Origin of the sequence: Shewanella sp. JNE2, assembly GCF_023159115.1 — a bacterium.
GTDB classification, from domain to species: Bacteria; Pseudomonadota; Gammaproteobacteria; order Enterobacterales; family Shewanellaceae; genus Shewanella; species Shewanella putrefaciens.
Window position 1 is genome coordinate 1,424,661 of the sequence record NZ_CP096169.1, and the last position, 23,015, is coordinate 1,447,675.

At 43.7% G+C, this 23,015-nt stretch carries 24 protein-coding genes and 1 pseudogene; 16 read left to right on the top strand and 9 right to left on the bottom strand.

What is annotated here, in order from left to right:
• Positions 1-97 precede the first annotated feature (97 nt).
• Together MZ182_RS06360 and MZ182_RS06365 are read right to left on the bottom strand one after the other, a co-directional pair.
• On the bottom strand, positions 98-871 hold the full coding sequence (locus MZ182_RS06360; protein ID WP_248065672.1) for a Zn-ribbon-containing protein: 774 nt from the start codon (positions 869-871) through the stop codon (positions 98-100).
• Complete coding sequence (locus tag MZ182_RS06365; protein ID WP_014610207.1) at positions 871-1,254, bottom strand: hypothetical protein; 384 nt, start codon at positions 1,252-1,254, stop codon at positions 871-873. Before MZ182_RS06365 ends, MZ182_RS06360 begins: the two co-directional genes overlap by 1 nt.
• A gap of 144 nt (positions 1,255-1,398) precedes the next feature.
• Here MZ182_RS06365 and MZ182_RS06370 point away from each other — a divergent pair, with 144 nt between their 5' ends.
• Positions 1,399-1,794: a DUF3192 domain-containing protein gene (locus MZ182_RS06370; RefSeq protein WP_011790043.1), complete on the top strand. Its 396-nt coding sequence runs from the start codon at positions 1,399-1,401 to the stop codon at positions 1,792-1,794.
• A 31-nt stretch (positions 1,795-1,825) separates the two neighbouring features.
• On the opposite strand, the gene MZ182_RS06375 is transcribed toward MZ182_RS06370, so the two are convergent.
• Positions 1,826-2,059 (bottom strand): DUF2789 domain-containing protein, encoded by a 234-nt coding sequence (locus MZ182_RS06375; RefSeq protein WP_011790042.1) that lies wholly within the window; start codon positions 2,057-2,059, stop codon positions 1,826-1,828.
• Positions 2,060-2,209: 150 nt separating this feature from the next.
• On the opposite strand from MZ182_RS06375, the gene MZ182_RS06380 reads away from it, so the two are divergent.
• Both MZ182_RS06380 and MZ182_RS21290 read left to right on the top strand, forming a co-directional pair.
• Positions 2,210-2,848 carry a GNAT family N-acetyltransferase gene (locus tag MZ182_RS06380; RefSeq protein ID WP_011790041.1) on the top strand — a complete coding sequence of 213 codons (639 nt, stop codon included), beginning with the start codon at positions 2,210-2,212 and terminating at the stop codon, positions 2,846-2,848.
• A gap of 566 nt (positions 2,849-3,414) precedes the next feature.
• Entirely contained in the window at positions 3,415-3,537 is a 123-nt protein-coding gene (locus MZ182_RS21290; protein ID WP_262917222.1) for a hypothetical protein, read from the top strand.
• A gap of 594 nt (positions 3,538-4,131) precedes the next feature.
• Here the strand turns inward: MZ182_RS21290 and MZ182_RS06385 are convergent.
• A complete protein-coding gene (locus tag MZ182_RS06385; protein ID WP_248065673.1) occupies positions 4,132-4,518 on the bottom strand; it encodes a DUF3301 domain-containing protein in 387 nt (128 codons plus the stop codon).
• Positions 4,515-5,528 (bottom strand): DUF3549 family protein, encoded by a 1,014-nt coding sequence (locus tag MZ182_RS06390; RefSeq protein WP_248065674.1) that lies wholly within the window; start codon positions 5,526-5,528, stop codon positions 4,515-4,517. Before MZ182_RS06390 ends, MZ182_RS06385 begins: the two co-directional genes overlap by 4 nt.
• Positions 5,529-5,677: 149 nt before the next feature.
• On the opposite strand from MZ182_RS06390, the gene MZ182_RS06395 reads away from it, so the two are divergent.
• Positions 5,678-5,998: a YqcC family protein gene (locus MZ182_RS06395; RefSeq protein ID WP_248065675.1), complete on the top strand. Its 321-nt coding sequence runs from the start codon at positions 5,678-5,680 to the stop codon at positions 5,996-5,998.
• Entirely contained in the window at positions 5,985-6,827 is an 843-nt protein-coding gene (truC, locus tag MZ182_RS06400) for a tRNA pseudouridine(65) synthase TruC (RefSeq protein ID WP_248065676.1), read from the top strand. Before MZ182_RS06395 ends, truC begins: the two co-directional genes overlap by 14 nt.
• An 83-nt stretch (positions 6,828-6,910) precedes the next feature.
• On the opposite strand, the gene MZ182_RS06405 is transcribed toward truC, so the two are convergent.
• Positions 6,911-7,093, bottom strand: coding sequence for a hypothetical protein (locus MZ182_RS06405; RefSeq protein WP_011790036.1), 183 nt, complete (start codon positions 7,091-7,093; stop codon positions 6,911-6,913).
• Positions 7,094-7,217: 124 nt separating this feature from the next.
• On the opposite strand from MZ182_RS06405, the gene MZ182_RS06410 reads away from it, so the two are divergent.
• The 4 genes and pseudogenes from MZ182_RS06410 to MZ182_RS06425 all read left to right on the top strand — a co-directional run bounded on the left by MZ182_RS06410 (position 7,218) and on the right by MZ182_RS06425 (position 12,285).
• Positions 7,218-7,682 carry a flavodoxin gene (locus MZ182_RS06410; protein WP_011790035.1) on the top strand — a complete coding sequence of 155 codons (465 nt, stop codon included), beginning with the start codon at positions 7,218-7,220 and terminating at the stop codon, positions 7,680-7,682.
• A pseudogene (locus MZ182_RS06415) lies at positions 7,634-9,114 on the top strand (PTS transporter subunit EIIC). The gene MZ182_RS06410 and the pseudogene MZ182_RS06415 overlap by 49 nt, the downstream one beginning before the upstream one ends.
• A 196-nt stretch (positions 9,115-9,310) precedes the next feature.
• On the top strand, positions 9,311-10,180 hold the full coding sequence (gene purU, locus MZ182_RS06420) for a formyltetrahydrofolate deformylase (protein ID WP_049824089.1): 870 nt from the start codon (positions 9,311-9,313) through the stop codon (positions 10,178-10,180).
• Between the two features lie 173 nt (positions 10,181-10,353).
• On the top strand, positions 10,354-12,285 hold the full coding sequence (locus MZ182_RS06425; RefSeq protein ID WP_011790032.1) for an HD domain-containing phosphohydrolase: 1,932 nt from the start codon (positions 10,354-10,356) through the stop codon (positions 12,283-12,285).
• 69 nt (positions 12,286-12,354) lie between these two features.
• On the opposite strand, the gene dapD is transcribed toward MZ182_RS06425, so the two are convergent.
• Genes dapD through map form a run of 3 tightly spaced genes read right to left on the bottom strand, consistent with a single transcriptional unit; the run spans position 12,355 to position 16,610 of the window.
• Complete coding sequence (dapD, locus tag MZ182_RS06430; RefSeq protein WP_007646778.1) at positions 12,355-13,179, bottom strand: 2,3,4,5-tetrahydropyridine-2,6-dicarboxylate N-succinyltransferase; 825 nt, start codon at positions 13,177-13,179, stop codon at positions 12,355-12,357.
• 25 nt (positions 13,180-13,204) lie between these two features.
• Complete coding sequence (glnD, locus tag MZ182_RS06435; protein WP_258555074.1) at positions 13,205-15,805, bottom strand: bifunctional uridylyltransferase/uridylyl-removing protein GlnD; 2,601 nt, start codon at positions 15,803-15,805, stop codon at positions 13,205-13,207.
• A 4-nt stretch (positions 15,806-15,809) separates the two neighbouring features.
• On the bottom strand, positions 15,810-16,610 hold the full coding sequence (gene map, locus MZ182_RS06440; protein WP_014610215.1) for a type I methionyl aminopeptidase: 801 nt from the start codon (positions 16,608-16,610) through the stop codon (positions 15,810-15,812).
• Between the two features lie 308 nt (positions 16,611-16,918).
• Here map and rpsB point away from each other — a divergent pair, with 308 nt between their 5' ends.
• From rpsB to ispC, 7 genes are all read left to right on the top strand, one after another.
• A complete protein-coding gene (gene rpsB, locus MZ182_RS06445) occupies positions 16,919-17,647 on the top strand; it encodes a 30S ribosomal protein S2 (protein ID WP_011790028.1) in 729 nt (242 codons plus the stop codon).
• Positions 17,648-17,767: 120 nt separating this feature from the next.
• Complete coding sequence (tsf, locus tag MZ182_RS06450) at positions 17,768-18,619, top strand: translation elongation factor Ts (protein WP_011918983.1); 852 nt, start codon at positions 17,768-17,770, stop codon at positions 18,617-18,619.
• 68 nt (positions 18,620-18,687) lie between these two features.
• A complete protein-coding gene (gene pyrH, locus MZ182_RS06455; RefSeq protein WP_011918984.1) occupies positions 18,688-19,425 on the top strand; it encodes a UMP kinase in 738 nt (245 codons plus the stop codon).
• Between the two features lie 21 nt (positions 19,426-19,446).
• The gene (frr, locus tag MZ182_RS06460; protein ID WP_011790025.1) at positions 19,447-20,004 is read left to right on the top strand and encodes a ribosome recycling factor; all 558 of its coding nucleotides are present in this window, start codon (positions 19,447-19,449) and stop codon (positions 20,002-20,004) included.
• A gap of 82 nt (positions 20,005-20,086) precedes the next feature.
• Positions 20,087-20,914 (top strand): isoprenyl transferase, encoded by an 828-nt coding sequence (locus MZ182_RS06465; RefSeq protein ID WP_011790024.1) that lies wholly within the window; start codon positions 20,087-20,089, stop codon positions 20,912-20,914.
• Between the two features lie 20 nt (positions 20,915-20,934).
• The gene (locus MZ182_RS06470; RefSeq protein ID WP_011790023.1) at positions 20,935-21,792 is read left to right on the top strand and encodes a phosphatidate cytidylyltransferase; all 858 of its coding nucleotides are present in this window, start codon (positions 20,935-20,937) and stop codon (positions 21,790-21,792) included.
• A gap of 4 nt (positions 21,793-21,796) precedes the next feature.
• Positions 21,797-22,987 (top strand): 1-deoxy-D-xylulose-5-phosphate reductoisomerase, encoded by a 1,191-nt coding sequence (ispC, locus tag MZ182_RS06475; protein WP_248065677.1) that lies wholly within the window; start codon positions 21,797-21,799, stop codon positions 22,985-22,987.
• Positions 22,988-23,015 lie beyond the last annotated feature (28 nt).

Here is a 23,015-nt window from a genome sequence, read left to right on the forward strand (position 1 = left end):
ACTCGTGAGCGAAATGCTTTCCTCTCAACCTAAGTGCTAACGCTTAACTTCTGTGTGGCTTGTCTTAGGTTGAGTTTTGCAACGGGATAAGCAGATATTATTGATGATCCCAAGATAGATTTGACACTATTCTGCAAGGCTCGCAGCGAAAGTGAAATATATCCAATAAAGGTTCATCGAGTTTCCAATGTTGATTGCCACAACGTGGGCAAGGCCGTGCCATTTCTGAGGCGAGATCTTGGCCCCCAACTCGATATAAATAGTAATAGGTCGGGATCTTAGTCAGATATTCGATACGACCACGTAAATCCCAACCTCTACGAAATAAATCACTGTCTGGACTCGATAACTCCTCTAACGCGGCAAATTCGGCCTTAGTGGCCGCCGCCATTTGCAGCTCGTCACAGGCTTGCCATTCGCTCTGCCAACGGATAATACGTTTATGATCGCCATTGAAGGTTGTGGGGAGTCGGTATAAGGGAATGGGGAGAAGATTATCGCCGCTGCGCAGGGGCGAGCACATATGTACATAACTCGTGTACAACAATTGCCAACTGGGAGTTTCAGTATTACTGACCTCAGAATTAATGTCCTGACCGATAAATTTTTCCCGAGGCGCGAGGAGTTTGGCCTCGGTTAATTCTGCTAAGGCTTTCTTGACCCAAGGACTATGGTATTTATGGGCTAAACTGGATTTCTCTGGTAGCAGCAAACGCACCCTAAACTCGCCGTCATTAAAGGCTACAGCAAATTCTCGCCCTAATATTTGGCCGTTAGCTCTATAGGCTTCAAGGAGTTGATTGATGGCCTTTTCTGCGGCAGAGATGGTCGTGTCGGCAAAGCATTCAAAACGCAGTTCAGTAACAAACATTAAGCCATTTTTCCTTGGGATTCTAATAGACTGATCCGCTCTTTAAGCACAAGCAGTTCATTTTTTAATTGAACGATTTCTGTATTTTGTTGCTGGATATAATGCTCAAAATGCTGTTGTTGGGCAATGAGGCGAGCAGAAAGAGCCATTAGGGTTAAGGCTTCATTTGTATCAGCTGTTGCTGCAATCGGATTTGTGATTTTTAATTCAGCTAAGCGCTCACGTTCAGCTTTCGGCATAGCTTTAAATTGTTGTAAACCTTGGATTAATATCGGTAACGGCAGACTATTACCTAAACGGGTTTTGATTAACGCTAAACTTGGTACTTTGCCGCTAGCTTCGAGAGCACGTGCAACAGCTAATACTTGGTCAATGTTGCTCATAATGAGTGAAATTCCTTAATTTATTGCGTGATAATAAACCAATATGCAGATGATTTTTATATTTTTTTTATAAAACAATGTGTTAAATCTTGGCACCTGTTTTGCTTTTAATCGCATCTCAATAACAATTACACAGGATGTCATATGATGAATACTAAATTAAATCGCACAATAATGGGTCTCACTTTTTTAGGGGTTGCAAGCTTAGGTCTTAGTGGCTGCGTGGTCAATGTTGGAGAGGGAGAATCCCATTGGAAAAATCGCGAATCTTGGGAAAAAGTACAGCATAAAAATCGTAATAATTTAACCCAATTAAGTTTAGGTATGACTAAGGATCAAGTGATGATCATTATGGGAAATGCCGATTTTAGCGAAGCCTATATCCAAAATGGCGATGTTAATAAAGAAGTCATCGTGTTGTTTTATCGCACCCAGCACACTCACAGTGATGGTAAAACAACTAAGGATGAATGCACTCCCATTGTCATCAGTAATAATGCTTTAGTAGGGTGGGGTGAAACGGCATACAGTAAAATTTAGAAACTATTCCCCACTAAAGCATTAAAGATAATTAGGCTTTTCTAAGTTGAGTATCTAACTGTTCAACTAGTTGAGTCCATTTCGCATCAGCTTCTAAGGCCTCAGTAATAAAGTTCTTTTGGGCTTCGGTCCAAAAGGACGCTTCGCTTAAATGTATTTGATGGTCAATCTTATGGTTAGCAATAAACTGAGTAATAGCTTCGGGTTGATTATCTAGACCGAGTTGTTCAAACAAATGGCTTAAATCTACTGGAGTGGTATCCATTGACTTTCCCTATTCAATATATGCGTTAGCTTCTAGGGTATGCGTCTGATGGAAAAATGCAATCTTTGATTAAAATTTGCACTTTTTAGTTTCCTTGATACATTGATTTATACCTATTAAGAGTGTGATCTAAATCAAGGAATTCTACTTATGGACAACCATACCTTGGACGAGTACCGTGCAGTGTATTTGACTGCTGAAGATTTACGGGTTGCCGCTTCCATCCTCTATAACGCTTACCACGATGATCCTTTCTTTGTTGAATCTTTGTTTTCCTCAGATAAAGCTGCCTACGAACAAAAATTACGAGCAGCTATTCGTGAAGAACTCAACTCGTTGTGGCAGCAAAAACAGGCACTGATTGGTCTGTTTGATCAAGAGCGGTTAGTGGGTGTGGTTTGTGTTGTTACTCAAGAAGTCCCCTTAGGAGAGGCACGATATTGGCACTGGCGTTTAAAAATGTTGCTCGGAACGGGTTGGCAATCTACTCAATCTATTATGAAAAAAGAATCGAGTATTGTTGAACTCTTGCCAAGTAATCGTTGTGGGATCCTACAATTTATTGCCTTAACGCCAAGCGAACAACATAAAGGTTTAGGGCATCAACTTGTACAAGCCGTTGTTAGCTGGTGCGATGAGCAGCGTGAACTCGATGGTATTGGCGTGTTTGCAGCACAAGAAAGCCATACCCATTTGTTCACTCAGCACGATTTTGTCTCCTTAGGTGAACTGACTATTGGCAGTATCTCAGGACAATTATTATTTTATGCGGGGCAACAAGATGAATGAACGCTTCACTCGTTTTTCTGATTTTGGTTTAGGAAGGATGACGGGGACGTAAAGTGAGAAGCTCATGCTCTTGTGAGAGATCGCTTACAAAGGTTGTAGGATAAAATGTTTTCTTTGTTGATTGTTTTGTAATCACATGCCAGCTAATCTTTTTTAATTCATTTAGTTAGGTTGTTCGCATAGATTTATGGCTGAAATTTTGGTTTGTGAGTGTTCTTTGAGTAGAACAAAAAAATACGTATTAGCGTAGAATTCTCTCATGGCCAAGTTAAATGGATTGCATAGATTGCAGCACAGGCCAAATGGACGCAGGAAGCAATGAATTTTGATTTCAGGATGGATACAGGACATGCTTAGGGATTAAGCATCTACTCGATATAGGATGTATCGAGTCAAGGATAAGTATAAGGGTGAACAGCTTATACTCAATCAGGAAGAGAAATATGCAGGATGCAACAGGACTAAGCCATAGGATATGGTTGGATCCGAAGCAGGATATTCGGTTCAAAGGACTGAGTGTTAAAGCTTTAACACAGGGATAAAAAGGGATTCAAGGACGATGCTGGATGCAAACGAACGCATGGATGGTGCAGGGAGCACTCATTAAGCAGGAAGGCTTACAAGGGATAAATGGGGCGCACTGGGTGCGCCCTTTTCTTTTTGTCTTTCTGAATTTTTTCATCGCCTAAAATATTCAAACTGCCTGATTCTGTGTGAGATATCTCTCACATATATGTAAGTTATTTGTAAACCCATAGAAAGAAAAAAAACATTTTCTTATTTAAAAACTGATTTATATCAATAGCTTACAAGTTATTTTTGATTATTTCTTTTATATTGCAATTAACATCATTCTATCTCTATTAAGAAGCAAGAAGTTAGCTAGCGTAGAATTGGCTTTGTAGATGGAAAGACTGCTTATCAGGGATAGATAACTTAGTTGCATAGGGACGGCAATGGCACATGGAGTGCGATTGAAAGGATGCTATTTACCCTATTTCATGGATGATGGTGGAACCGCTCAAGAAAGAGCAAGCTTAGCATAAGGATAGCTAAGAAATAGGAATGTATGTCAATACAGGGAAATATCAGGGATTGATCAGGGATGATGCAGGATGCTCGAATTCGCAAGGATGGTGCAGGGAGCACAATAATAGCAGGATGGCTTAACAGAGAACCAGAGGGTGTGATCTTAGGATCACACCCTTTCTTTTTAGTCAATTGGCCGTCGTTAGTGAATACTTTAGGAAATGACGTTATTTGGATTTGGCAATACTAGGGTTTTAGTGACATTTCCCTGAGTTACATCCACCTTGACTGCCGCAGCCGCCAAACTTGCCTTGTGCAGTGGGGGCTTCATGCCATTCAGGTTCTGGGAATATCGGCCATTCAATTTTTTGAATTTTCTTACCCAACATCCAAATATGACCTTGATATTGATTAATACCATCGGTGCTAAATTCAAATAAGTACTTTGCTTTCCAACAAATTCCTGTGGTTCCACCTAGGCTTGGGCGCGCAGTTTCCATTGCAATTGCCAAAAGTTGAACCTTCTGTCGACAACATTCTTTCTCGGCAAAAATACGGCTTAATTCTGCCATTTGACGTAGTTGCCAAAAAAATGCGGCAATGACAACAACCGCAATAATTAACAGTAGATCTGACATCATTTACTTGCTGCCTTAAACAAACCACCGATGGCTTGTGATAGTTGAATGCTTCGATTGGGATTTCTTAATTCACCTAGTAATAGATTGCGTAAACTAGGGATTGCCACAATATCAGCAAAGATCTGATTAAAAAAGGTTTGGGGCTGTAGTGCAAGCGCTTCTAAGTAAATACTGCGACTTAACTCCTGCTTTAGCACAGTCCAATTGCGTCCAGCGATACTTATGAGGGTATTTGCATCTAGGTTAGATCCTTGATGCAAGTGGGCTAACGCTTTTTGACTGAGTTCGCTATTTGATGCTAATGCCCTGAGAAAATACGCTTTATGTTCAGGCTCTGCTGCGGTGAGTTTGTTTAAGATTTTGTTGGCAAGCAAGGGACTAATTTGTACATGTTCTAAGCATTGACAAAGGGCAATTTGTACTTCAATGGCTGCCGAATCGAAACTGGTGAGTAGTTTTGCTTCATGGTCGAGTTCACTTGCTCGAACGCATACATCTGCAATGCCTTGTATACCAATATGTTGCCATTGACTTGGCGCAATTTGTCCCGATAAATATTGCATGGCAAATTCATATTGAACTGATGCATGTTGCCCCAATTGTTTACGAACTAAGGCGTTAAAGACTGCTAATTTTTCCTGGCTTGGTGTAAAGCTAAAAGGGTTATTTGCAAGATGCTCCTGTTGTTCATTACTCAGTGGTTGAGTTGGATCTTGTCCAAGTGCCGATAATACCATTTCAATAAATTGTGAACGTGGAGCAGGTGAGAGCAAGCCTTGTTCATCTAAAGCCAGTTTTAGAAACCAAATAAAGTGTTGCTGACTCGCATCCCAAAACACGATTGCAAATTGTGCATGTCCTTGAATAGGGTAAGGATAGGGCGTAGCAAGGGATTCGATTTGATGGAATGCTAACATATCAATGTGTTGTACCCTACGGCCAAGATCATACACTTGAAATTGGGTTTTTGCGGTCGTTAAAAACTGGCTTAAAGTTGTAATTTCAGTCATTGGGTTGCCATACGGATCAAAAGAGGCTCAATAAATTGGCGACATTATAGGGGGAAGTGAAGCCAGATGGTATGATTGCCGAATTTTAAAGGGGCTGATGGTTCAGTGAACTTTATCATTGCGCTTGATGCTAAATGGAGCTCAATTCTATGTTATATAGCCAAACACAGGCGAAATTAGAACAAATTGTGCAGTGCTTGCAGCAATTTGGATTATGGTCGCAAAGATCGCCTTCAGATGAGGCGATGGCGAGTACAGCCCCTTTTGCATGTGATCTTATGCCCTTAGAGCATTGGCTGCAGTTTATTTTTATCCCCCGTATGCGAACATTAATTGATGCTGGGCAGCCACTGCCGACAAGCATTGCTATAGCGCCCATGGCGCAACATGTATGGCAAGAAATCACTAAATTACAGCCGTTAATTGGGCTATTGAATGAATTGGATATGTTGTTAAATGAACCAAGATAATATGTGGCTTGATATGCCAGATGATGAATTAGATCATGTGGTATTGGATAATACCGATGAGCAAGCGCCCGATATTCGAATCCTCTTTGAAGATGAACATATTGTAGCGATCCATAAATCCGCAGGTTTATTAGTACATCGCAGCTATTTGGCTCGCCGCGAGCGTTTTTTTGCCATGCAGTTAACTCGTGATTTAGTTGGGTGTCATGTGTTCCCTGTGCATCGTTTAGATAGACCAACTTCTGGCGTGTTATTATTTGCCAAGAGCAGTGAAGTTGCTAATGCGTTATGTGAGCAATTTGCTGAGCATTCCATAGAGAAACAGTATCTTGCGCTAGTTCGTGGCAACATGCATGAAAGTGGGATATTGGATTATCCCCTCAAAGTTGAACTTGATGAGCTTGGAGATAAACATGCCCGCCAAGATAAAACAGCACAGGATGCCGTTACGGCTTTTAAGCCCTTACTCAATACTGAAATTCCATATCCATCGGGACGATATCCGACGAGCCGCTTTGCATTAGTGCAACTTACCCCAAAGACTGGACGTAAACATCAGCTTAGAAGACACATGGCACATTTACGCCATCCCATTTTAGGAGATACAACCCACGGTGACGGAAAACAAAATACCTTTTTCCGCGAGCATTTCGGCATTAATCGTTTATGGCTTATCGCGAAAAAGCTCACTTTCACGCATCCTGTCACTCAAACTCGACTCAGTATTGAAACCGAGCTTGAACAACAATGGGAAACGGTGTTCACAGGACTTGGCTGGGATGACGTTGTCTTGAGCAATGATGCGCCATTTTTGATCGCTAAAAATTAGCCCATATTTTTGACACTTACTCTCTTGTCTCGCTGAGCTTATCAAGGTTTAGTGTCAATGCTTGCTAAAATATAGGCAAGTTATTAGGGCATTTTGGCTTTTAATGGACGCAGTTTTTGCATCATATTGGCTAACGTTGAAAAACCTGGCGTAGGGAAGTGAGGAGATTGAAGTTCTTGCTGGGCGGCGTGGAAATAATTTTTGCGTCGAGTATTGGCGGTTTTATGATGTTGTTTGAAGTGTTTTTGCCTAGTGGTCTGTCGCATCAGTTGCCTTCCTCATGCCCAATAACTTGATTTCTTAAAATTTTTTACGCCGTCACTTGCTCTAAAGCCTGAGAATAAAGTAAGTTCAGCTTAATAGAGTTTTATACGCGGGGCGGAGTATATCATGAAAAAGGTCAATTTGGTGTTTGGCACTGTGTATGGAAGTGCACAATTTACCGCCGAAACCTTAGAAAAGGAATTAACGGTTTTAGGTTATAAAGTGAGACTATGGCAACCCAATGAGATTGCAAACTTTATTCCCCCTAAAGATGAAATATTAGTCGTAGTGACCTCCACCACAGGGCAAGGCGATCTACCTGAAGATATCCAACCGTGGTTTTATCATTTAAAGCATACTGCACCTTATTTACCCGAGCTTAAATACAGTGTGATTGCGCTGGGTGATTCTGGTTACGATACCTTTTGTGGTGCTGGTCGGGCTGTCGATGAATTGTTAAGTGAACTTGGCGCTACATCCATAATGGAGCGTTTAGAAATTGATGCCTGTGAGACCATGGAACCCGAGGTTGAAGCAATAAAATGGCTGGAACGCTGGAATCAAGTCGTCAAATCCGAGCTCGTCGCTTAGGTCGGTTTGTCACACAGCAGTGGTTTAAATTTGCTCAGCGCTTAAGCCAGGCGCTGCTTATTCCTATTGCTATTTTACCTGCTGCAGGGATCATGCTTGGCTTAACGGCCACCCCGATTGCTTTTGTCCCCGAAGAGTTAACCATTTTGATGTTGGCAGTGGGTAAATTGATTTTTGCTATTATGCCGATGTTGTTTGCCGTGGCCGTTGCCATTGGGTTTTGTCGTGATCAAGGTATTGCCGCATTCACGGCGGTATTTGGTTATGGCGTGATGACGGCAACATTAGCAGCGTTGGCGGATCTTTACCATTTACCGACTCAAGCGCTGCTGGGAATGGAAACCTTAGATACTGGGATTGCAGGTGGCATGTTGCTCGGCGGCATAACCTGCTTAACGGTGCGAGTGAGCCAATATATTCGATTACCTGCTATTTTCTCCTTCTTTGAAGGACGACGCAGTGCATCTTTACTCATTATTCCATTAGCAATGTGTTTAGGTTACGTGCTTGCCCACATCTGGCCGTCATTATCATTATTGATTGAGCACGTATCCGATTGGGCTGTTTATCAAAAGCCTGCCATGGCTTTCGGTGTCTATGGTACGTTTGAGCGTTTGCTTATTCCCCTTGGGTTGCATCATATTTGGAATGCGCCGTTTTACTTAGAAGTGGGGCAATTTCAGACTCAAGGTACAGACGTTATTCGTGGAGAGGTCGCACGTTATTTAGCAGGCGATCCTCAAGCTGGCAATCTTGCTGGTGGGTATTTGATTAAAATGTGGGGACTACCTGCGGCGGCACTTGCTATGTGGCGTTGTGCCGATAGATCTGAGCGCAATCGTGTGGCGGGTATTATGCTTTCAGCGGCGGCGGCTTGCTGGCTGACAGGTGTGACTGAACCTATCGAATTTGCATTTCTGTTTGTGGCGCCGATCCTCTTTATTATTCATGCTCTGTTATCTGGTTTTGCATATTTTATCTGCATAGTGCTTGATATTCACCATAGCATTGTCTTTTCCCATGGCTTGGTAGACTTTATGCTTTTATTCCCTCTTTCACGTAATACTAGTTGGTTTATTTTTCTTGGACCTTTAACCGCAATAGTATATTACCTATTATTTAGATTGAGCATTGTAGCTTTCAACCTGAAAACGCCTGGTCGATTAGAACCTGAGGATGGGCATAGGAGTAAGGAAAGTTTAAGGGCGATTATTGCCGCATTGGGGGGCGTGAAAATATTGTTGAACTTAATGCTTGTCTAACAAGGCTGCGCTTAAGTGTTAATCGGCCTGAGCTAGTGAATAAAGTGCGTTTGAGTCAGTTAGGGGCCAAGGGCGTTATTGTGATGGGAAAAGGGGTGCAAGTCGTTTATGGCACTAAAGCTGAAACTCTGCGTAAAGTATTGCAACGCTATATCGATACCCGTCGGTAAACATATCCTATATTTTTTAACCGATTGCTTAGTTTTGTATTCACCAAATTTACGGCTTTAATTTTACGAATTGTTGAATCAATTATCTGAAATGTAGGATTTATTATTTAATTTAATGGCTTTTATGCTGTTTGATTTTATTGGCTGTGGCAAACTCCAAAATAGGGATAATTCAGGAGAGTTCATTTTGCAGTCAATGATCAGTGCCGACGTGGCCAAAACTTCAACCGTGTTAGAACGAAAAATCTTAATGACAGATTGTGCCGATGCCCAAGGTTTAATCGCTAAGATTACAAGTGTTTGTTTTAACCATAAGCTCAATATTATTAAAAACAGCGAGTTTGTGGATAATGCTCAGGGACGTTTTTTTATGCGCACTGAGTTAGAAGGCGTATTCCACAGTGAGCAATTATTGCAGGACTTACGGGATGTGCTGCCAGTACAAAACCACATGACTTTAGTTAGTGCGGGTAAAAAGCGCATTGTGGTGTTAGTGACGAAAGAGGCGCACTGCTTAGGCGATCTATTAATGAAAGCCTATTATGGCGGATTAAGTGTTGATATCGCGGCGGTAGTAGGAAATCACGATGCACTACGCGAACTGGCGGAAAAATTTAATATTCCCTTCCATCTTGTTAGCCATGTTGGTCTTGATAGAACCCAGCATGAGCAAGCATTGCTTGGCGCAGTCGCGCAATATGAACCAGATTATTTGGTATTAGCGAAGTACATGCGAGTACTCACGCCCGATTTTGTTGCACAATATCCAAATCGTATTATCAATATCCACCATTCATTTTTACCTGCTTTTATTGGTGCAGCGCCCTATCGTCAGGCTTGGGAGCGAGGAGTGAAAATTATCGGAGCGACCGCGCACTTTGTGAATAATTGCCTGGATGAAGGCCCCATTATTAAGCAAGACGTTATTCCCGTAGATCATAGCTATAGCGCGCTAGAAATGGCAAGAGCGGGGCGAGATGTGGAGAAGAGTGTACTGAGTAAGGCGCTACAGTTAGTGCTCAATGAACAAGTTGTAGTGTATGGTAATAAAACTATCGTATTTTAAGTTGTTAGTAAGGGGAGAGTATCGGATGTGAGCCGCTACTCATACTCCACGCTTACTTACAGTCATATATCTATTTTTATAATTAAATTGCTTGTGAGGGTGTTACTAGAATTTTTTGACAACTAATCGTAAGTTGTTTATTCCAATGCATTAATCATGGATGGGAGTGATAAATGTCAACTAGTCGAAGTCTTATCGTTGGGATGAAGGATCTCCCAGACAATTTGGATTTATCATGGGCGCAACTCGATGAGCAATTTCGAGTGCAACGAATGAGTAAAGCCTTTTACGTTCGTTGTAAAAGGTCTGCAGCACAAATCATCAATCAACCTATCTCTGAGCTTTTTAGCGCCTTCAACAGTGAACTTTGTGCAAATATTCGACGGCGGCAAAGGCAAGTAATTGGTTTTCAGTTACAAGATGATCAAGGCACGCGATTACATTTTTCATTGCATTTAGTGCCAAATGTCGGTTGGAATTTGATTTTATCTGACTCTAATTTTGAAGATCCACAGATGAAAGAATTGCACTCGGATTACCGACGCGCGATTCAAGCAAGTGATGCGTGGTTGCAACATATTGAAGATGTAATTAAATCTCCTCAAGATGAGGTTTTTAGAGTCGCAGTATCTAAGGCTATCTCCTTAACGGGCAGTCAATACGGATTTATTTTGCTGCACAATGAAAAGTCTGGAGCGTTGACACTGGCTGCGCGTTCTGAATATCCCATCCCTAAGATGAATGAAGCGGATTTTGTAAAAGAGAATTCGCAAGTTTCAGAGCTTGAATGTCGTTTATGGCTTGAATGTGCAAGAAACTACAAACCTATTATTCACAATGATAGGGATAACCTTCCACATCGAGGGGATTTTGCATTTGATCGGTTGCTACTGACAGGGCGTTATATTGCGGTGCCGATTTTATTTCGCACCCGTATGGTCGGATTGGTTTGTGTTATCGGTAGGGAGGAACCTTATACACGCAGTGATGCAAGATCTTTACTCACCTTTGCGAGTATTCTTTGGCATACCATAGAGTTACCTCGATCATTGCGTGCGGTTTCCCGTCAATCCAAAATTATAAAAGCGCAGAAAGAGCAATTATCTCAGTCCTTAACTCAGTTGATTAGTGCGATTTCAGAAGCGCTGGAGCTGAAAGATGCCTATACCGCAGGGCATCAAAAGTCGGTTGCACAGTTAAGTTATCTGATAGGAGAGAAACTAGGCTTAGAACCACAGCGTTTAGAAGGGCTTAAAATTGGTGCATTAGTACATGATATTGGTAAGTTAGCGATTCCATCGCAGATACTAACTAAGCCCTCGCAGCTTTCAAAAGAGGAATATGCGTTAATTCAGACTCATCCACTGCATGGTGCAGAAATCGTTGAGGAGGTGGAATTTCCTTGGCCGATTAAAGAAATGATCTTGCAGCACCATGAGCGGCTGGATGGGTCGGGTTATCCAGCGGGGTTAAAGGATAAAGAGATATTGTACGAAGCCAAAATTATTGCTGTGGCGGATGTTGCGGATTCTATTTTATCCCACAGACCCTATAGGCCTTCTTTGGGATTAAAAAAGATGACCGATGTGCTTAGAGCGGGTAAAGGCACATTATTCGATCCTGAGATTGTTGAAGCTTGCCTTACCATTCTCGTGAATCAAGAGATGAGTATCAGTGATCATATTGGTAGTGTCTTACTTGAGCCTATTATTGAAATTACACTTGACCATGAGCTAGAGGATATACAGCGTTTATTTACTCAGTCGAGTTCGAAAGTTGCGGTTGTATTGGATGAGTCCCGTAATATCGCAGGAGTCGTTACGCTGAATCTACTCGATCACTGGCTTAGCCCTAGATTAGGTACTGCTGCTGAACGTGACTATGATCGTGCTCTTTTACATAAAAAGGCCCATCAAATGATGATGCGCAATGTCCCCATCATTAATGACGTTGCCACAATAGAAGACGCACGAATTCAATTAAATCAATCGAATAGTGATTTTCTTGTTGTGGTTAATAAAATGCAAAGACCATTAGGTGTTATCGGTTGGCGAGAAATCGCTATGGTACGAAATGCGATCAATGAGTTTGAGCGTTTAATATAAAAGCTAATATTTTGCATGAAAAAAGATGCCATAAGGCATCTTTTTTGTCGCAAGCGGTTGAGTATAGTGCTAATCCACTATGCGTAATAACTCGTTGATACCCACTTTTCCGCGGGTTTTTGCATCCACTTTCTTAACGATAATCGCAGCATACAGGCTGTACTTGCCACAGGCTGAGGGTAGATTGCCAGAGACAACCACAGAGCCCGCAGGTACACGGCCATAATGCACTTCGCCAGTTTCGCGATCGTAAATTCGAGTGCTTTGGCCGATATACACGCCCATAGAAATCACTGAGCCTTCTTCAACTACTACGCCTTCAACAATCTCAGAGCGCGCGCCGATAAAGCAGTTATCTTCAATGATGGTCGGCCCAGCTTGCAATGGCTCAAGTACCCCACCAATGCCTACTCCACCGGATAAATGCACGTTTTTACCGATTTGTGCACATGAGCCAACTGTCGCCCAAGTGTCAACCATAGTGCCTTCATCAACATAGGCGCCTAAGTTCACATAGGATGGCATCAACACAGTGTTTTTACCGATAAATGAGCCTTTACGTACTGTCGCCGAAGGCACCACACGAATGGCTTCCGCTTTAAAGCGGGCCTCGTCATACTCGGCAAATTTTAACGGCACTTTGTCGAAGTATTTGGTTTCTGCGCCATCGATAACCGCATTATCGAAAATACGGAAGGACAGTAATACTGCCTTTTTCAGCCATTGGTGCACATGCCATTGGCCGTCGATTTTCTCGGCGACACGGACTTCACCTTTGTCGAGCATATTGATGACATGTTGCACATCGCTACGCACGCTAGCGTCAACAGTACTTGGTGTGATGTCGGCGCGCGCTTCAAAAGCCGCCTCAATACGTTGGCGTAAAGCCTCCATTTACTTCTCCCTCTGGTTTAGTTAATTAAACTGATTCGGTATTGTTTGCGCTTAGCGCACTGATTAACGCTTCCCTAAGGGTATTCTCTTGGGTTGCGTTTAGTTGTAGCCCATCATTAGTCTGCAACATAAAAAAATCTTCTGCTCGTTCGCCAATAGTAGTGATCTTAGCGGCGAGTAACGTGATATTGCAGCGGTAAAAAATATCACCCACTTTAGCCAATAATCCAGGTGAATCTAAGGCGATAAGTTCCATCATACTCGTACCATGACGGCTGCTTTCGAGAAAACTGACTTGCGTTGGGACATGAAAAGGTTTCATTTTACGCGACAGTTTTCTAAAACGCGGCAGTTTGGGATTATCGCTCGAAAGGGCCTTCTCAAGGGCTTTACGGATACTTTGGATGCGTGAAAGCTGGCTTACTGGCTCACCATCCTGTTCTAAGATCACAAAGGTATCAAGGGCATAGTTATCTTTTGAGGTCATGATGTTGGCATCATGGACGTTGATATTTTTATTGTCGAGCACCGCCATCACGGTTGCGAACAATTTTGGCCTATCTTGGCAATAGACAAATAACTCAGTGCCGCCACGGGTGGTGTGTTTAGACACTAAGACTAAGGGCTCATCCTGTTGTTTGTGCTTCAAAATCGCTTCGGCGTGCCATGCGACTTGATTGGGCTGGTGGCGTAAAAAGTAATCCGCCTTAAAGCGCTGCCACAGGGTATCTAAGTCTTTTTCTTTTAATCCGCGGCGCAGTAGCTCTTTTTTTGCCTTGGCCTGATATTCACGCACTCTGGCACGAATATCGACGGGTTTTTCTTTACCACGGGCGAGCACTCTTTGGGTTGAAAAGTACAAATCGCGTAACAGTGAGCCTTTCCAGTTATTCCAGGTTTTTTCGTTGGTGGCGCAGATATCGGCGACGGTTAAGCAGTACAGATAACTTAAATGCACAGCATCACGGACCTTGTTAGCAAAGTCGGCCACCACATCGGGATCGGAAATATCCCTGCGCTGGGCAGTAACTGACATCACCAGATGATTCTCAACCAGCCAAGCCACTAAACGGCCATCGTGATCATTTAACCCGTGCAGCTTACAAAAGGCGAGGGCGTCGCTTGAGCCAAGTTTACTGTGGTCGCCGCCGCGGCCTTTAGCAATATCGTGGAAGATAGCGCCTAATACGAGTAAGCCCTTTTTCGGCAATTGGTTGATCAGAATCGAGCCTAAGGGAAATTCTTCCTTTTGTTCGGGTTGTGAGAATCGTTCAATATTAAGCAGTAATCTGTGGGTATGTTCATCCACCGTATAAGCATGAAACAGGTCGAACTGCATCTGGCCTTCAATATTTCGCCATGCGGGTAAATAGGCCGATAACACACCGTGTTTATGCATTAAGGATAAGGCGACTATCCCGCGAGGGTGGCGCAGAATTTCCATAAAGGCTTGGCGACAAAGCGGGTTTTCTTGTAATGCTTGAGATTGTGCGCGTCTTGCACGGCGCAGCGAACGCAGCGTTGGTGCATAAATGCCTTTGATGTTGGAGTTTTTAGCGACTAACAAAAACAGCCGGACAATTTCTTCGCCGCTATCGAACAGATCATCGCTTAGCGCTTCAATAAAAGTGCCGCGGCGCTGGTAGTGTTTATCTATCGATTGAATTTCTAAAGCTTTTGTGTGCCCCAGTGTTGCCCGTTTAAATAGCTGCAGCAACATTTCGTTCAGCTCCATCACTCGGCGTACCGTGCGATAGTAACGTTTCATCATTTGCTCAACAGCAAGCTGGGTGGCGTCTTCATACCCCATGAGTTCGGCAACTTGGCGCTGTACATCAAAGAGTAAGCGATTTTCATCGCGACCGACCACCATGTGCAGGGCAAAGCGTAACTTCCACAAAAAGTGCTGACATTCGAGCAGCTCTTCTAATTCACCAGGCTCTAAAAAGTCGTATTGGACTAATTCTTCGAGGCGAGCGGCACCAAAGTGACGCATGGCCACCCAAGCAATGGTTTGAATATCCCTAAGGCCACCGGGACAACTCTTGATATTGGGTTCTAAATCAAAGGCACTGGCTCTGGCATGGCGGGCATTTTGCTCATCCCGTTTGGCGATAAAAAAATCGCTTGAAGTCCAAAAGTCACTCTGACGAATCGCATCATAAAGTTGATCGAATAAAAATTCGGGCCCTTCGAGCAATCGTGCCTCTAACAGATTGGTGGCTATGGTGATGTCTTCACGGCCGAGGATAATCGTGTCGTTTAACGTACGGACACTGTGGCCGATTTCCAGATTGGCATCCCACAGAAAGGCAATAAACTGACTGAGTGCAGCTTCGGCAGCGGGTGACAAGATATCATTAAACAGGAACAGCAAGTCGACATCTGAGTGGGGGTGCAGCTCCCCACGGCCATAGCCGCCCACGGCAATCAGGGCAATATCATATTCCCTTAGACCGTGCTGTTCCCAAGCTTGCTTTACAAGGGCATCGACAAATTGACAGCGCTGCGTGACGAGCTCTTCAATCGGGGTTTTAGCCTTAAAACTGGCCAAAAGAATCTGATTCTGTTCGATTAATGAGTGTTTTGCGATCTGCGCTGTATTCATCGAGGTCCTTGTTTGGATTATTTTAGTGATTGATAAATCTTGGGAAGTCTTCTTCCTCACGCAGGGTGAGTACTTCAACCCCTTTTTCCGTCACAAGTAAAGTATGTTCCCACTGGGCGGAGTTTTTACCATCAGAGGTGGTAACGGTCCAATTATCCTTACGATCTAGCACTGTGGTGTGTCGACCTGCGTTGATCATCGGCTCAATAGTAAAGCACATGCCTGGGCGCAATATTGTGTTGTCGCCGTTACGATAATGCATGACTTGGGGTTCTTCATGGAAACCCGCACCAATACCGTGGCCACAATAATCTTGCACGATGGAATATTTCTCAAGGCCTGTTTTGCTGGCTTTGATGAATTTTTCGATAGTATTGCCAATTTCACCCAATTTTAAGCCTGGACGTACTTTACGAATGGCAAGATACAGGCTTTCTTGGGCAATACGACATAAACGCTTATCTTTTGGGCTGACGTCACCAATTAAAAACATTTTTGAAGTATCACCGTGATAGCCATCTTTAATCACTGTGATATCGATATTGAGAATATCGCCATCTTTCAATGGGGGATTGTCAGCGGGAATACCGTGGCAAATCACATTATTGACCGAAGTACAAATTGATTTTGGAAAACCATGGTAGTTGAGCGGGGCAGAAATCGCACCTTGCTCTTCGGTATATTTTGCGCAGATATCGTTCAGTTCATTTGTGGTCACACCCGCTTTAACATAGGGCGCGATCATTTCTAAAACCTGTGCGGCAAGCTTTCCGGCGGCACGCATTTTTTCGATTTCTTCAGCTGTCTTGATGACTATACTCATTGCGTTTTCTCTTGTGTCTTCGAAGTCTATTGGCTACGCAAACCCTATGCAAAAATTTGTGCTTTAAGGCTATTTATGGTATAAAGCGCGCCGTTATGTTTAAGTCTTGATGAATTGTCCAAGCCAGATTTTGGTCTGATTTGATGGTGGCAAGACTAAAGATGGCGGCCATTATACATGGCAAATTGTCTAAATACTAAATCACACACGTGTCGACACATTCTTCGGGGTGCCCTCAGCTGTTAACTGCGGGGTCGAAGACATGGGATACGTGGAGGTCTAACCCCCTAAATTTTAAGGTAATAGAAATGACTACAGTTTCAATGCGCGATATGCTCCAGGCCGGTGTCCACTTCGGTCACCAAACCCGTTACTGGAACCCAAAAATGAAGCCATTCATTTTCGGTGCTCGCAACGGCGTTCACATCATCAACCTAGAGCATACTGTGCCAATGTTCAATGAAGCCCTTGCTTTCATCAGCAACGTTGCTTCAAAGAAAGGTAAAGTATTATTCGTTGGTACTAAACGTGCTGCTGGCGAAGCGATCAAAGAAGCCGCAATCTCTTGTGATCAGTACTATGTCGATCACCGCTGGTTAGGCGGTATGCTGACTAACTGGAAAACCGTTCGTCAGTCAATCAAACGTCTGAAAGAACTGGAAAGCCAATCAGTAGATGGTACTTTCGACAAGCTGACCAAGAAAGAAGCGCTGATGCGTACTCGTGAGCTTGAAAAGCTGGAAAAATCTTTAGGCGGTATTAAAAACATGGGCGGCCTGCCAGACGTATTATTCGTTATCGGCGCTGACCATGAGCATATCGCTATTAAAGAAGCTAACAACCTGGGTATCCCTGTTGTTGCAGTTGTTGATACTAACTCTGCGCCAGATGGTGTTAACTACATCGTTCCTGGTAACGACGACGCGATGCGTGCTATTCGCCTGTACACTACTTCTGTAGCTGCTGCTGCTAAAGCTGGCCGTGGCCAAGATCTGGCTGTTCAAGCTGAGCAAGATGGTTTCGTAGAAGCCGAATAATAATAAGGCGGGATGATTATCATCACCCTTATTAACCAAGATTTTTGATTGGTTAACAGGGGCCATACGGCCCCTGTTTTATATCTGCAAATTAGTCGAATTTTTAGAGAGGATTTAACAATGGCAATTTCTGCTGCCCAAGTTAAAGAACTGCGTGATCGTACTGGCGCAGGCATGATGGATTGTAAAAAAGCCTTAGAAGAAACCAACGGCGACATGGAGTTAGCAATTGACAACATGCGTAAGTCTGGTGCTGCTAAAGCTGCTAAAAAGGCGGGTAACATCGCTGCTGACGGTACTATCCTGATCAAAAATGGCGAAGGTTTCGCTGTTCTGTTAGAAGTAAACTGTCAAACTGACTTCGTTGCTAAAGACGCTAACTTCTTAGGTTTTGCTAACTCAGTATTAGACGTTGCTGCAGCGTCTAAAGTGGCTTTAGAAGACTTAAAAGCACAGTTCGAAGAAGCACGTGTTGCGTTAGTTGCTAAAATCGGTGAAAACATCAACGTTCGTCGCGTTGAGTACATCGATGGTGCTAAATTAGCGTCTTACCGTCACGGTGAGCGTATCGGTGTGGTTGTAACCGGTGACGCAGATGACGAAACGCTGAAGCACATCGCCATGCACGTTGCCGCTTCTAAGCCAGAATACGTTAACCCAGAAGACGTTCCTGCTGACGTAGTTGCTCGTGAACAAGCGCTGCAAATCGAAATCTCTATGAATGAAGGCAAACCTGCTGACATCGCAGAGAAAATGGTTGTGGGTCGTATGAAGAAGTTCACCGGTGAGATCTCTCTGACTGGTCAAGCTTACATCATGGAACCAAAGAAAACTGTTGGCGAATTCTTGAAAGAGAAAGGCGCTAAAGTCACTAACTTCATTCGTTTAGAAGTGGGTGAAGGTATTGAGAAGAAAGAAGAAGATTTCGCAGCAGAAGTTGCTGCTCAAATCGCTGCTTCTAAAAAGGCTTAATCGCCAACGCTAAATACCCCCAAGACCGCGGCAATAGCTGCGGTCTTGTTATGACCAGGATAAAAATTATGAGCACCAATCCAAAACCTACATTTAGACGCATTCTTCTAAAATTAAGTGGCGAAGCACTGATGGGCGAGGAAGGCTTCGGCATCGACCCTAAAGTATTAGATCGCATGGCTCAGGAAGTGAAAGAGCTGGTAGAGTTAGGTATTCAGGTGGGTGTGGTCATTGGTGGTGGTAATCTGTTTCGCGGTGAGGGCCTAGCAAAAGCAGGTATGAACCGTGTGGTGGGCGATCACATGGGTATGCTGGCAACGGTGATGAATGGCTTAGCTATGCGTGACGCTTTGCACCGTGCCTATGTTAATGCTCGTCTAATGTCGGCGATTCCCTTAAAAGGGGTGTGTGACGACTACAATTGGGCTGAAGCGATCAGTTTATTAAAATCTGGCCGAGTGGTAATTTTTGCTGCTGGTACAGGTAATCCTTTCTGTACAACGGATTCTGCGGCCTGTTTACGTGGCATTGAAATTGAAGCTGAAGTCGTGTTAAAAGGCACTAAAGTTGATGGCGTTTACTCTGACGACCCAATGAAAAACCCTGATGCAGTCAAGTACGACGAATTAAGTTACAGTGAAATACTTGAAAAAGAATTAAAAGTAATGGACTTAGCAGCCTTTACTATGGCGCGTGATCATGACATGCCTATCCTTGTGTTCAATATGAACAAACCTGGCGCCCTACGTCGTGTGATTATGGGTGAAGAAGAAGGCACGTTGATCAGAGCGAAAAAAGTTATTTAATGACCAAGAAGGACATTTAACGTGATTGAGAACATTAAGAAAGATGCGCAAGAGCGTATGGGTAAGTGCGTAGACGCAACTAAAAACCAAATGGCTAAAGTACGTACAGGCCGTGCGCATCCAAGTTTACTTGATTCAATTCAAGTCTCTTACTACGGTACGATGACGCCATTAAACCAAGTGGCGAACGTGGGTGTTGAAGATTCGCGTACCCTGTCAGTGACGGTATTCGATCGTAGTGCTATTCAAGCCGTTGAGAAAGCCATCATGAGCTCAGACTTGGGCCTAAACCCAATGTCTGCTGGGGCCACATTACGTATTCCCCTACCAGCGCTGACAGAAGAACGCCGTAAAGACTTTATTAAAGTGGTACGAGCTGAAGCCGAAGGTGGTCGCGTGGCGATTCGTAACGTGCGACGCGATGCGATTTCTGAAGTGAAAAAGCTTGAAAAAGCTAAAGAATGTACTGAAGACGATGTTCGCCGCTTTGAAGATGACGTTCAAAAGTTCACTGATGCTCATATTAAAAAGGTCGACGAGATTTTAGCGGCCAAAGAAATTGAGTTGATGGAAGTCTAATCTCAGGCTCGATAAGCTAGAGTTGATGCGCCGTGTAGGGGTATACTACACGGCGTTTGTCTATTTTAAAGGGTTGTATTAGATGTCATCCACAGTGGAATTTGATCCGCAACCTAGGTCGACCGAGTGTGAACATTATGCTCAAACGACCTTGCCTGGACAATTACCCGAACTCGTGAAACAGTCGTTACCTAAGCATGTTGCTATTATTATGGATGGCAATGGCCGCTGGGCTCAAACGCAGGGTAAACCACGGGTGATGGGACATAAAGCCGGCGTAAAGGCAGTAAGACGTGCAGTCAGTACGGCGAGTCAATTAGGTATTCAATCGCTCACTTTATTTGCGTTTTCTAGCGAGAATTGGCGTAGACCCGATAAAGAAGTCAGCTTGTTAATGGAGTTGTTTTTTACCGTATTACAACGTGAAATTAAGCTGCTACATAAGAATCAAGTTAAGCTCAATATTATTGGTGATATCAGTCGTTTTTCTGTCCGCTTACAGAAACAAATTAGTGCTGCACAGGAGAAAACTGCCGCTAATACTGGCTTGATTTTGAATGTTGCTGCCAATTATGGTGGCCGTTGGGACATACTGCAAGCGGCGCAAAAGTTAGCTGAAAAGGTCGCAACTGGCGAAATGACCAGCAGTCAGTTCACCGAAGAAGCCCTAAGTGCACATTTATGCATGCAAAATCAGAGTGAAGTTGATTTAATGATCCGCACGGGTGGAGACTGCCGTATCAGTAATTTTGTGCTGTGGCAGGCTGCCTATGCTGAGTTGGTGTTTATTGACACCCTTTGGCCTGATTTTGATGAACAGGCTTTTCATGAAGCGATAGCTATTTTTGCAAGTCGCCAGCGCCGCTTTGGTCTGACGGGAAGTCAGATTGATGAGATGCGCGCATTGTAAAACGTCATGAGGGATTTTTTTTGCTAAAACAACGTATAATAACAGCAATTTGGTTAATTCCATTAGTCTTGGGAGCCATTTTTTTGCTTCCATCAGAGTACTTTGCTTGGGCTTTAGTAGCCGTATTTCTTATTGCCGCGAAAGAGTGGGGTAGGATTATCGATAGCCAATGTGATGTTACACAATGGAGTTTTACTTGTACCGTCGGTATTTTACTGGTCGTCCTTAATTTGATTGTCCCCATCGATGCGGTTTGGCTTAGGGGACAATTACATCCCATTTATTTAGCCGTGATATCAATAGGGGCTTTATGGTGGTTAATTTCACTTCTACTTGTTATTACTTATCCTAAAACGGCAAGGTTATGGCAAAAAAGTCCTATGTTAAAGTCCATGTTTGGCCAGTTAACGCTCGTGCCATGCTTTGTTGCTTTGATTGCGCTAAAATCTATTAGCTCACAGGTTTCGAGCTACTATGGCCCCTCGCTGGTTCTACTTGTCATGCTCATTGTATGGGCTGCTGATTCAGGCGCTTACTTTGTTGGTAAAGCGATAGGTAAAACGAAATTAATGCCAGCGGTGAGTCCAGCTAAAACCCTCGAAGGCTTACTCGGTGGTTTAGTGACAACAATGATAGTGGTTGCAGGTGTTATGTATTATTCACCGGAACAGGAACTTGGCTTAGTTGTCGCTGTCACTTTGTTCGTCGCTTTAGTCTCGGCGCTGGGAGATTTATCTGAGAGTATGTTTAAACGCGCGGCCTGTATTAAAGATTCTGGCACTATTTTGCCCGGGCACGGCGGTGTGCTCGATCGTATCGACAGCCTGACTGCAGCCTTGCCGGTGTTTACCCTTATCTACATTGCATTCTGGATGTAACGCTATGCAAAATATGGTGATTCTGGGTGCGACAGGCTCGATTGGCGCCAGTACCTTAAGTGTGATTTCGGCTAATCCATTGGCTTATTGCGTTTATGGCTTAGTGGCTAATGCGAGTGTGGATAAAATGCTGGCATTATGCATTACCCACCAACCTAAAGTTGCTCATATGGTCGATGCTGTCGCGGCAAAGGCATTACGAGCTCAGCTTCCTGCTGTGCTTAATATCCAAGTGACAACGGGTAACGATGAGCTTCTGGCGTTAGTGACCTCATCAAAGGTCGATACCATTATGGCGGCCATTGTTGGCGCTGCTGGGTTAGTTCCGACGCTTGCTGCCGTTAATGCGGGCAAACGAGTATTGCTAGCCAATAAAGAAGCCTTAGTTATGTCGGGTGAGTTGTTTATCGAGGCGACTAAGCGTTCAGGCGCAACTTTACTGCCTGTAGACAGCGAACATAATGCGATTTTTCAATGTTTACCCCAAGAGGTACAGGCTAATCTTGGTCGTTGTGATTTAGCCGCATCCGGTATTTCCCATATTCTGCTAACGGGTTCTGGTGGACCATTTTTACGTTCAGATTTAGCAACACTTGCGGCCATGACACCCGCACAGGCCTGTAAACATCCTAATTGGTCTATGGGACCTAAAATCTCTGTCGATTCGGCGACTATGATGAATAAGGGATTAGAGTTCATTGAGGCGCGCTGGTTGTTTAATACGCAAGCTAACCAACTTAAAGTGGTTGTTCATCCGCAGAGTGTTATCCATTCAATGGTGCAATATATTGATGGCTCTGTTATTGCACAAATGGGAAACCCTGACATGCGGACACCGATTGCCCATTGCATGGCCTATCCACAAAGAATTCACTCTGGTGTTGAACCTTTAGATTTTTTCAAAGTCGGACAGTTAAGCTTTTATGAACCTGATTTTGAGCGTTTTCCCTGTTTGGCGCTGGCTATGGCAGCCTGTGCCCAAGGCCAAGAGGCGACAACGGTACTCAATGCGGCGAATGAGATCGCGGTTGAGGCTTTTTTACAAGGACAAATAGGCTTTACGCAAATTGCTAAAGTGAATGAAACTTGCTTAGCATTCGTCCCGAGTGGAACTATGACCAGCATTGAAGATATTATCGCGTTAGATACGCAAAGTCGCATTTATGCGCGGGAAACTTTAGCTAAGATCGCTTAAATATTAGCGTTCTGTTGATAAACGGATA

Excerpts from the sequence above, each read along its gene's own strand:
- MZ182_RS06380 (WP_011790041.1), top strand. The coding sequence starts at position 2,210 with ATGGACAACCATACCTTGGACGAGTACCGTGCAGTGTATTTGACTGCT.
- MZ182_RS21290 (WP_262917222.1), top strand. The coding sequence starts at position 3,415 with ATGCAAACGAACGCATGGATGGTGCAGGGAGCACTCATTAAGCAGGAA.
- MZ182_RS06390 (WP_248065674.1), bottom strand. The coding sequence starts at position 5,528 with ATGACTGAAATTACAACTTTAAGCCAGTTTTTAACGACCGCAAAAACC.
- truC (WP_248065676.1), top strand. The coding sequence starts at position 5,985 with ATGAACCAAGATAATATGTGGCTTGATATGCCAGATGATGAATTAGAT.
- tsf (WP_011918983.1), top strand. The coding sequence starts at position 17,768 with ATGGCAATTTCTGCTGCCCAAGTTAAAGAACTGCGTGATCGTACTGGC.
- MZ182_RS06365 (WP_014610207.1), bottom strand. The coding sequence starts at position 1,254 with ATGAGCAACATTGACCAAGTATTAGCTGTTGCACGTGCTCTCGAAGCT.
- MZ182_RS06360 (WP_248065672.1), bottom strand. The coding sequence starts at position 871 with ATGTTTGTTACTGAACTGCGTTTTGAATGCTTTGCCGACACGACCATC.
- MZ182_RS06395 (WP_248065675.1), top strand. The coding sequence starts at position 5,678 with ATGTTATATAGCCAAACACAGGCGAAATTAGAACAAATTGTGCAGTGC.
- MZ182_RS06370 (WP_011790043.1), top strand. The coding sequence starts at position 1,399 with ATGATGAATACTAAATTAAATCGCACAATAATGGGTCTCACTTTTTTA.
- purU (WP_049824089.1), top strand. The coding sequence starts at position 9,311 with ATGATCAGTGCCGACGTGGCCAAAACTTCAACCGTGTTAGAACGAAAA.
- ispC (WP_248065677.1), top strand. The coding sequence starts at position 21,797 with ATGCAAAATATGGTGATTCTGGGTGCGACAGGCTCGATTGGCGCCAGT.
- MZ182_RS06375 (WP_011790042.1), bottom strand. The coding sequence starts at position 2,059 with ATGGATACCACTCCAGTAGATTTAAGCCATTTGTTTGAACAACTCGGT.
- dapD (WP_007646778.1), bottom strand. The coding sequence starts at position 13,179 with ATGGAGGCTTTACGCCAACGTATTGAGGCGGCTTTTGAAGCGCGCGCC.
- MZ182_RS06410 (WP_011790035.1), top strand. The coding sequence starts at position 7,218 with ATGAAAAAGGTCAATTTGGTGTTTGGCACTGTGTATGGAAGTGCACAA.
- MZ182_RS06385 (WP_248065673.1), bottom strand. The coding sequence starts at position 4,518 with ATGATGTCAGATCTACTGTTAATTATTGCGGTTGTTGTCATTGCCGCA.
- MZ182_RS06425 (WP_011790032.1), top strand. The coding sequence starts at position 10,354 with ATGTCAACTAGTCGAAGTCTTATCGTTGGGATGAAGGATCTCCCAGAC.
- MZ182_RS06405 (WP_011790036.1), bottom strand. The coding sequence starts at position 7,093 with ATGCGACAGACCACTAGGCAAAAACACTTCAAACAACATCATAAAACC.
- MZ182_RS06465 (WP_011790024.1), top strand. The coding sequence starts at position 20,087 with ATGTCATCCACAGTGGAATTTGATCCGCAACCTAGGTCGACCGAGTGT.
- pyrH (WP_011918984.1), top strand. The coding sequence starts at position 18,688 with ATGAGCACCAATCCAAAACCTACATTTAGACGCATTCTTCTAAAATTA.
- map (WP_014610215.1), bottom strand. The coding sequence starts at position 16,610 with ATGAGTATAGTCATCAAGACAGCTGAAGAAATCGAAAAAATGCGTGCC.
- rpsB (WP_011790028.1), top strand. The coding sequence starts at position 16,919 with ATGACTACAGTTTCAATGCGCGATATGCTCCAGGCCGGTGTCCACTTC.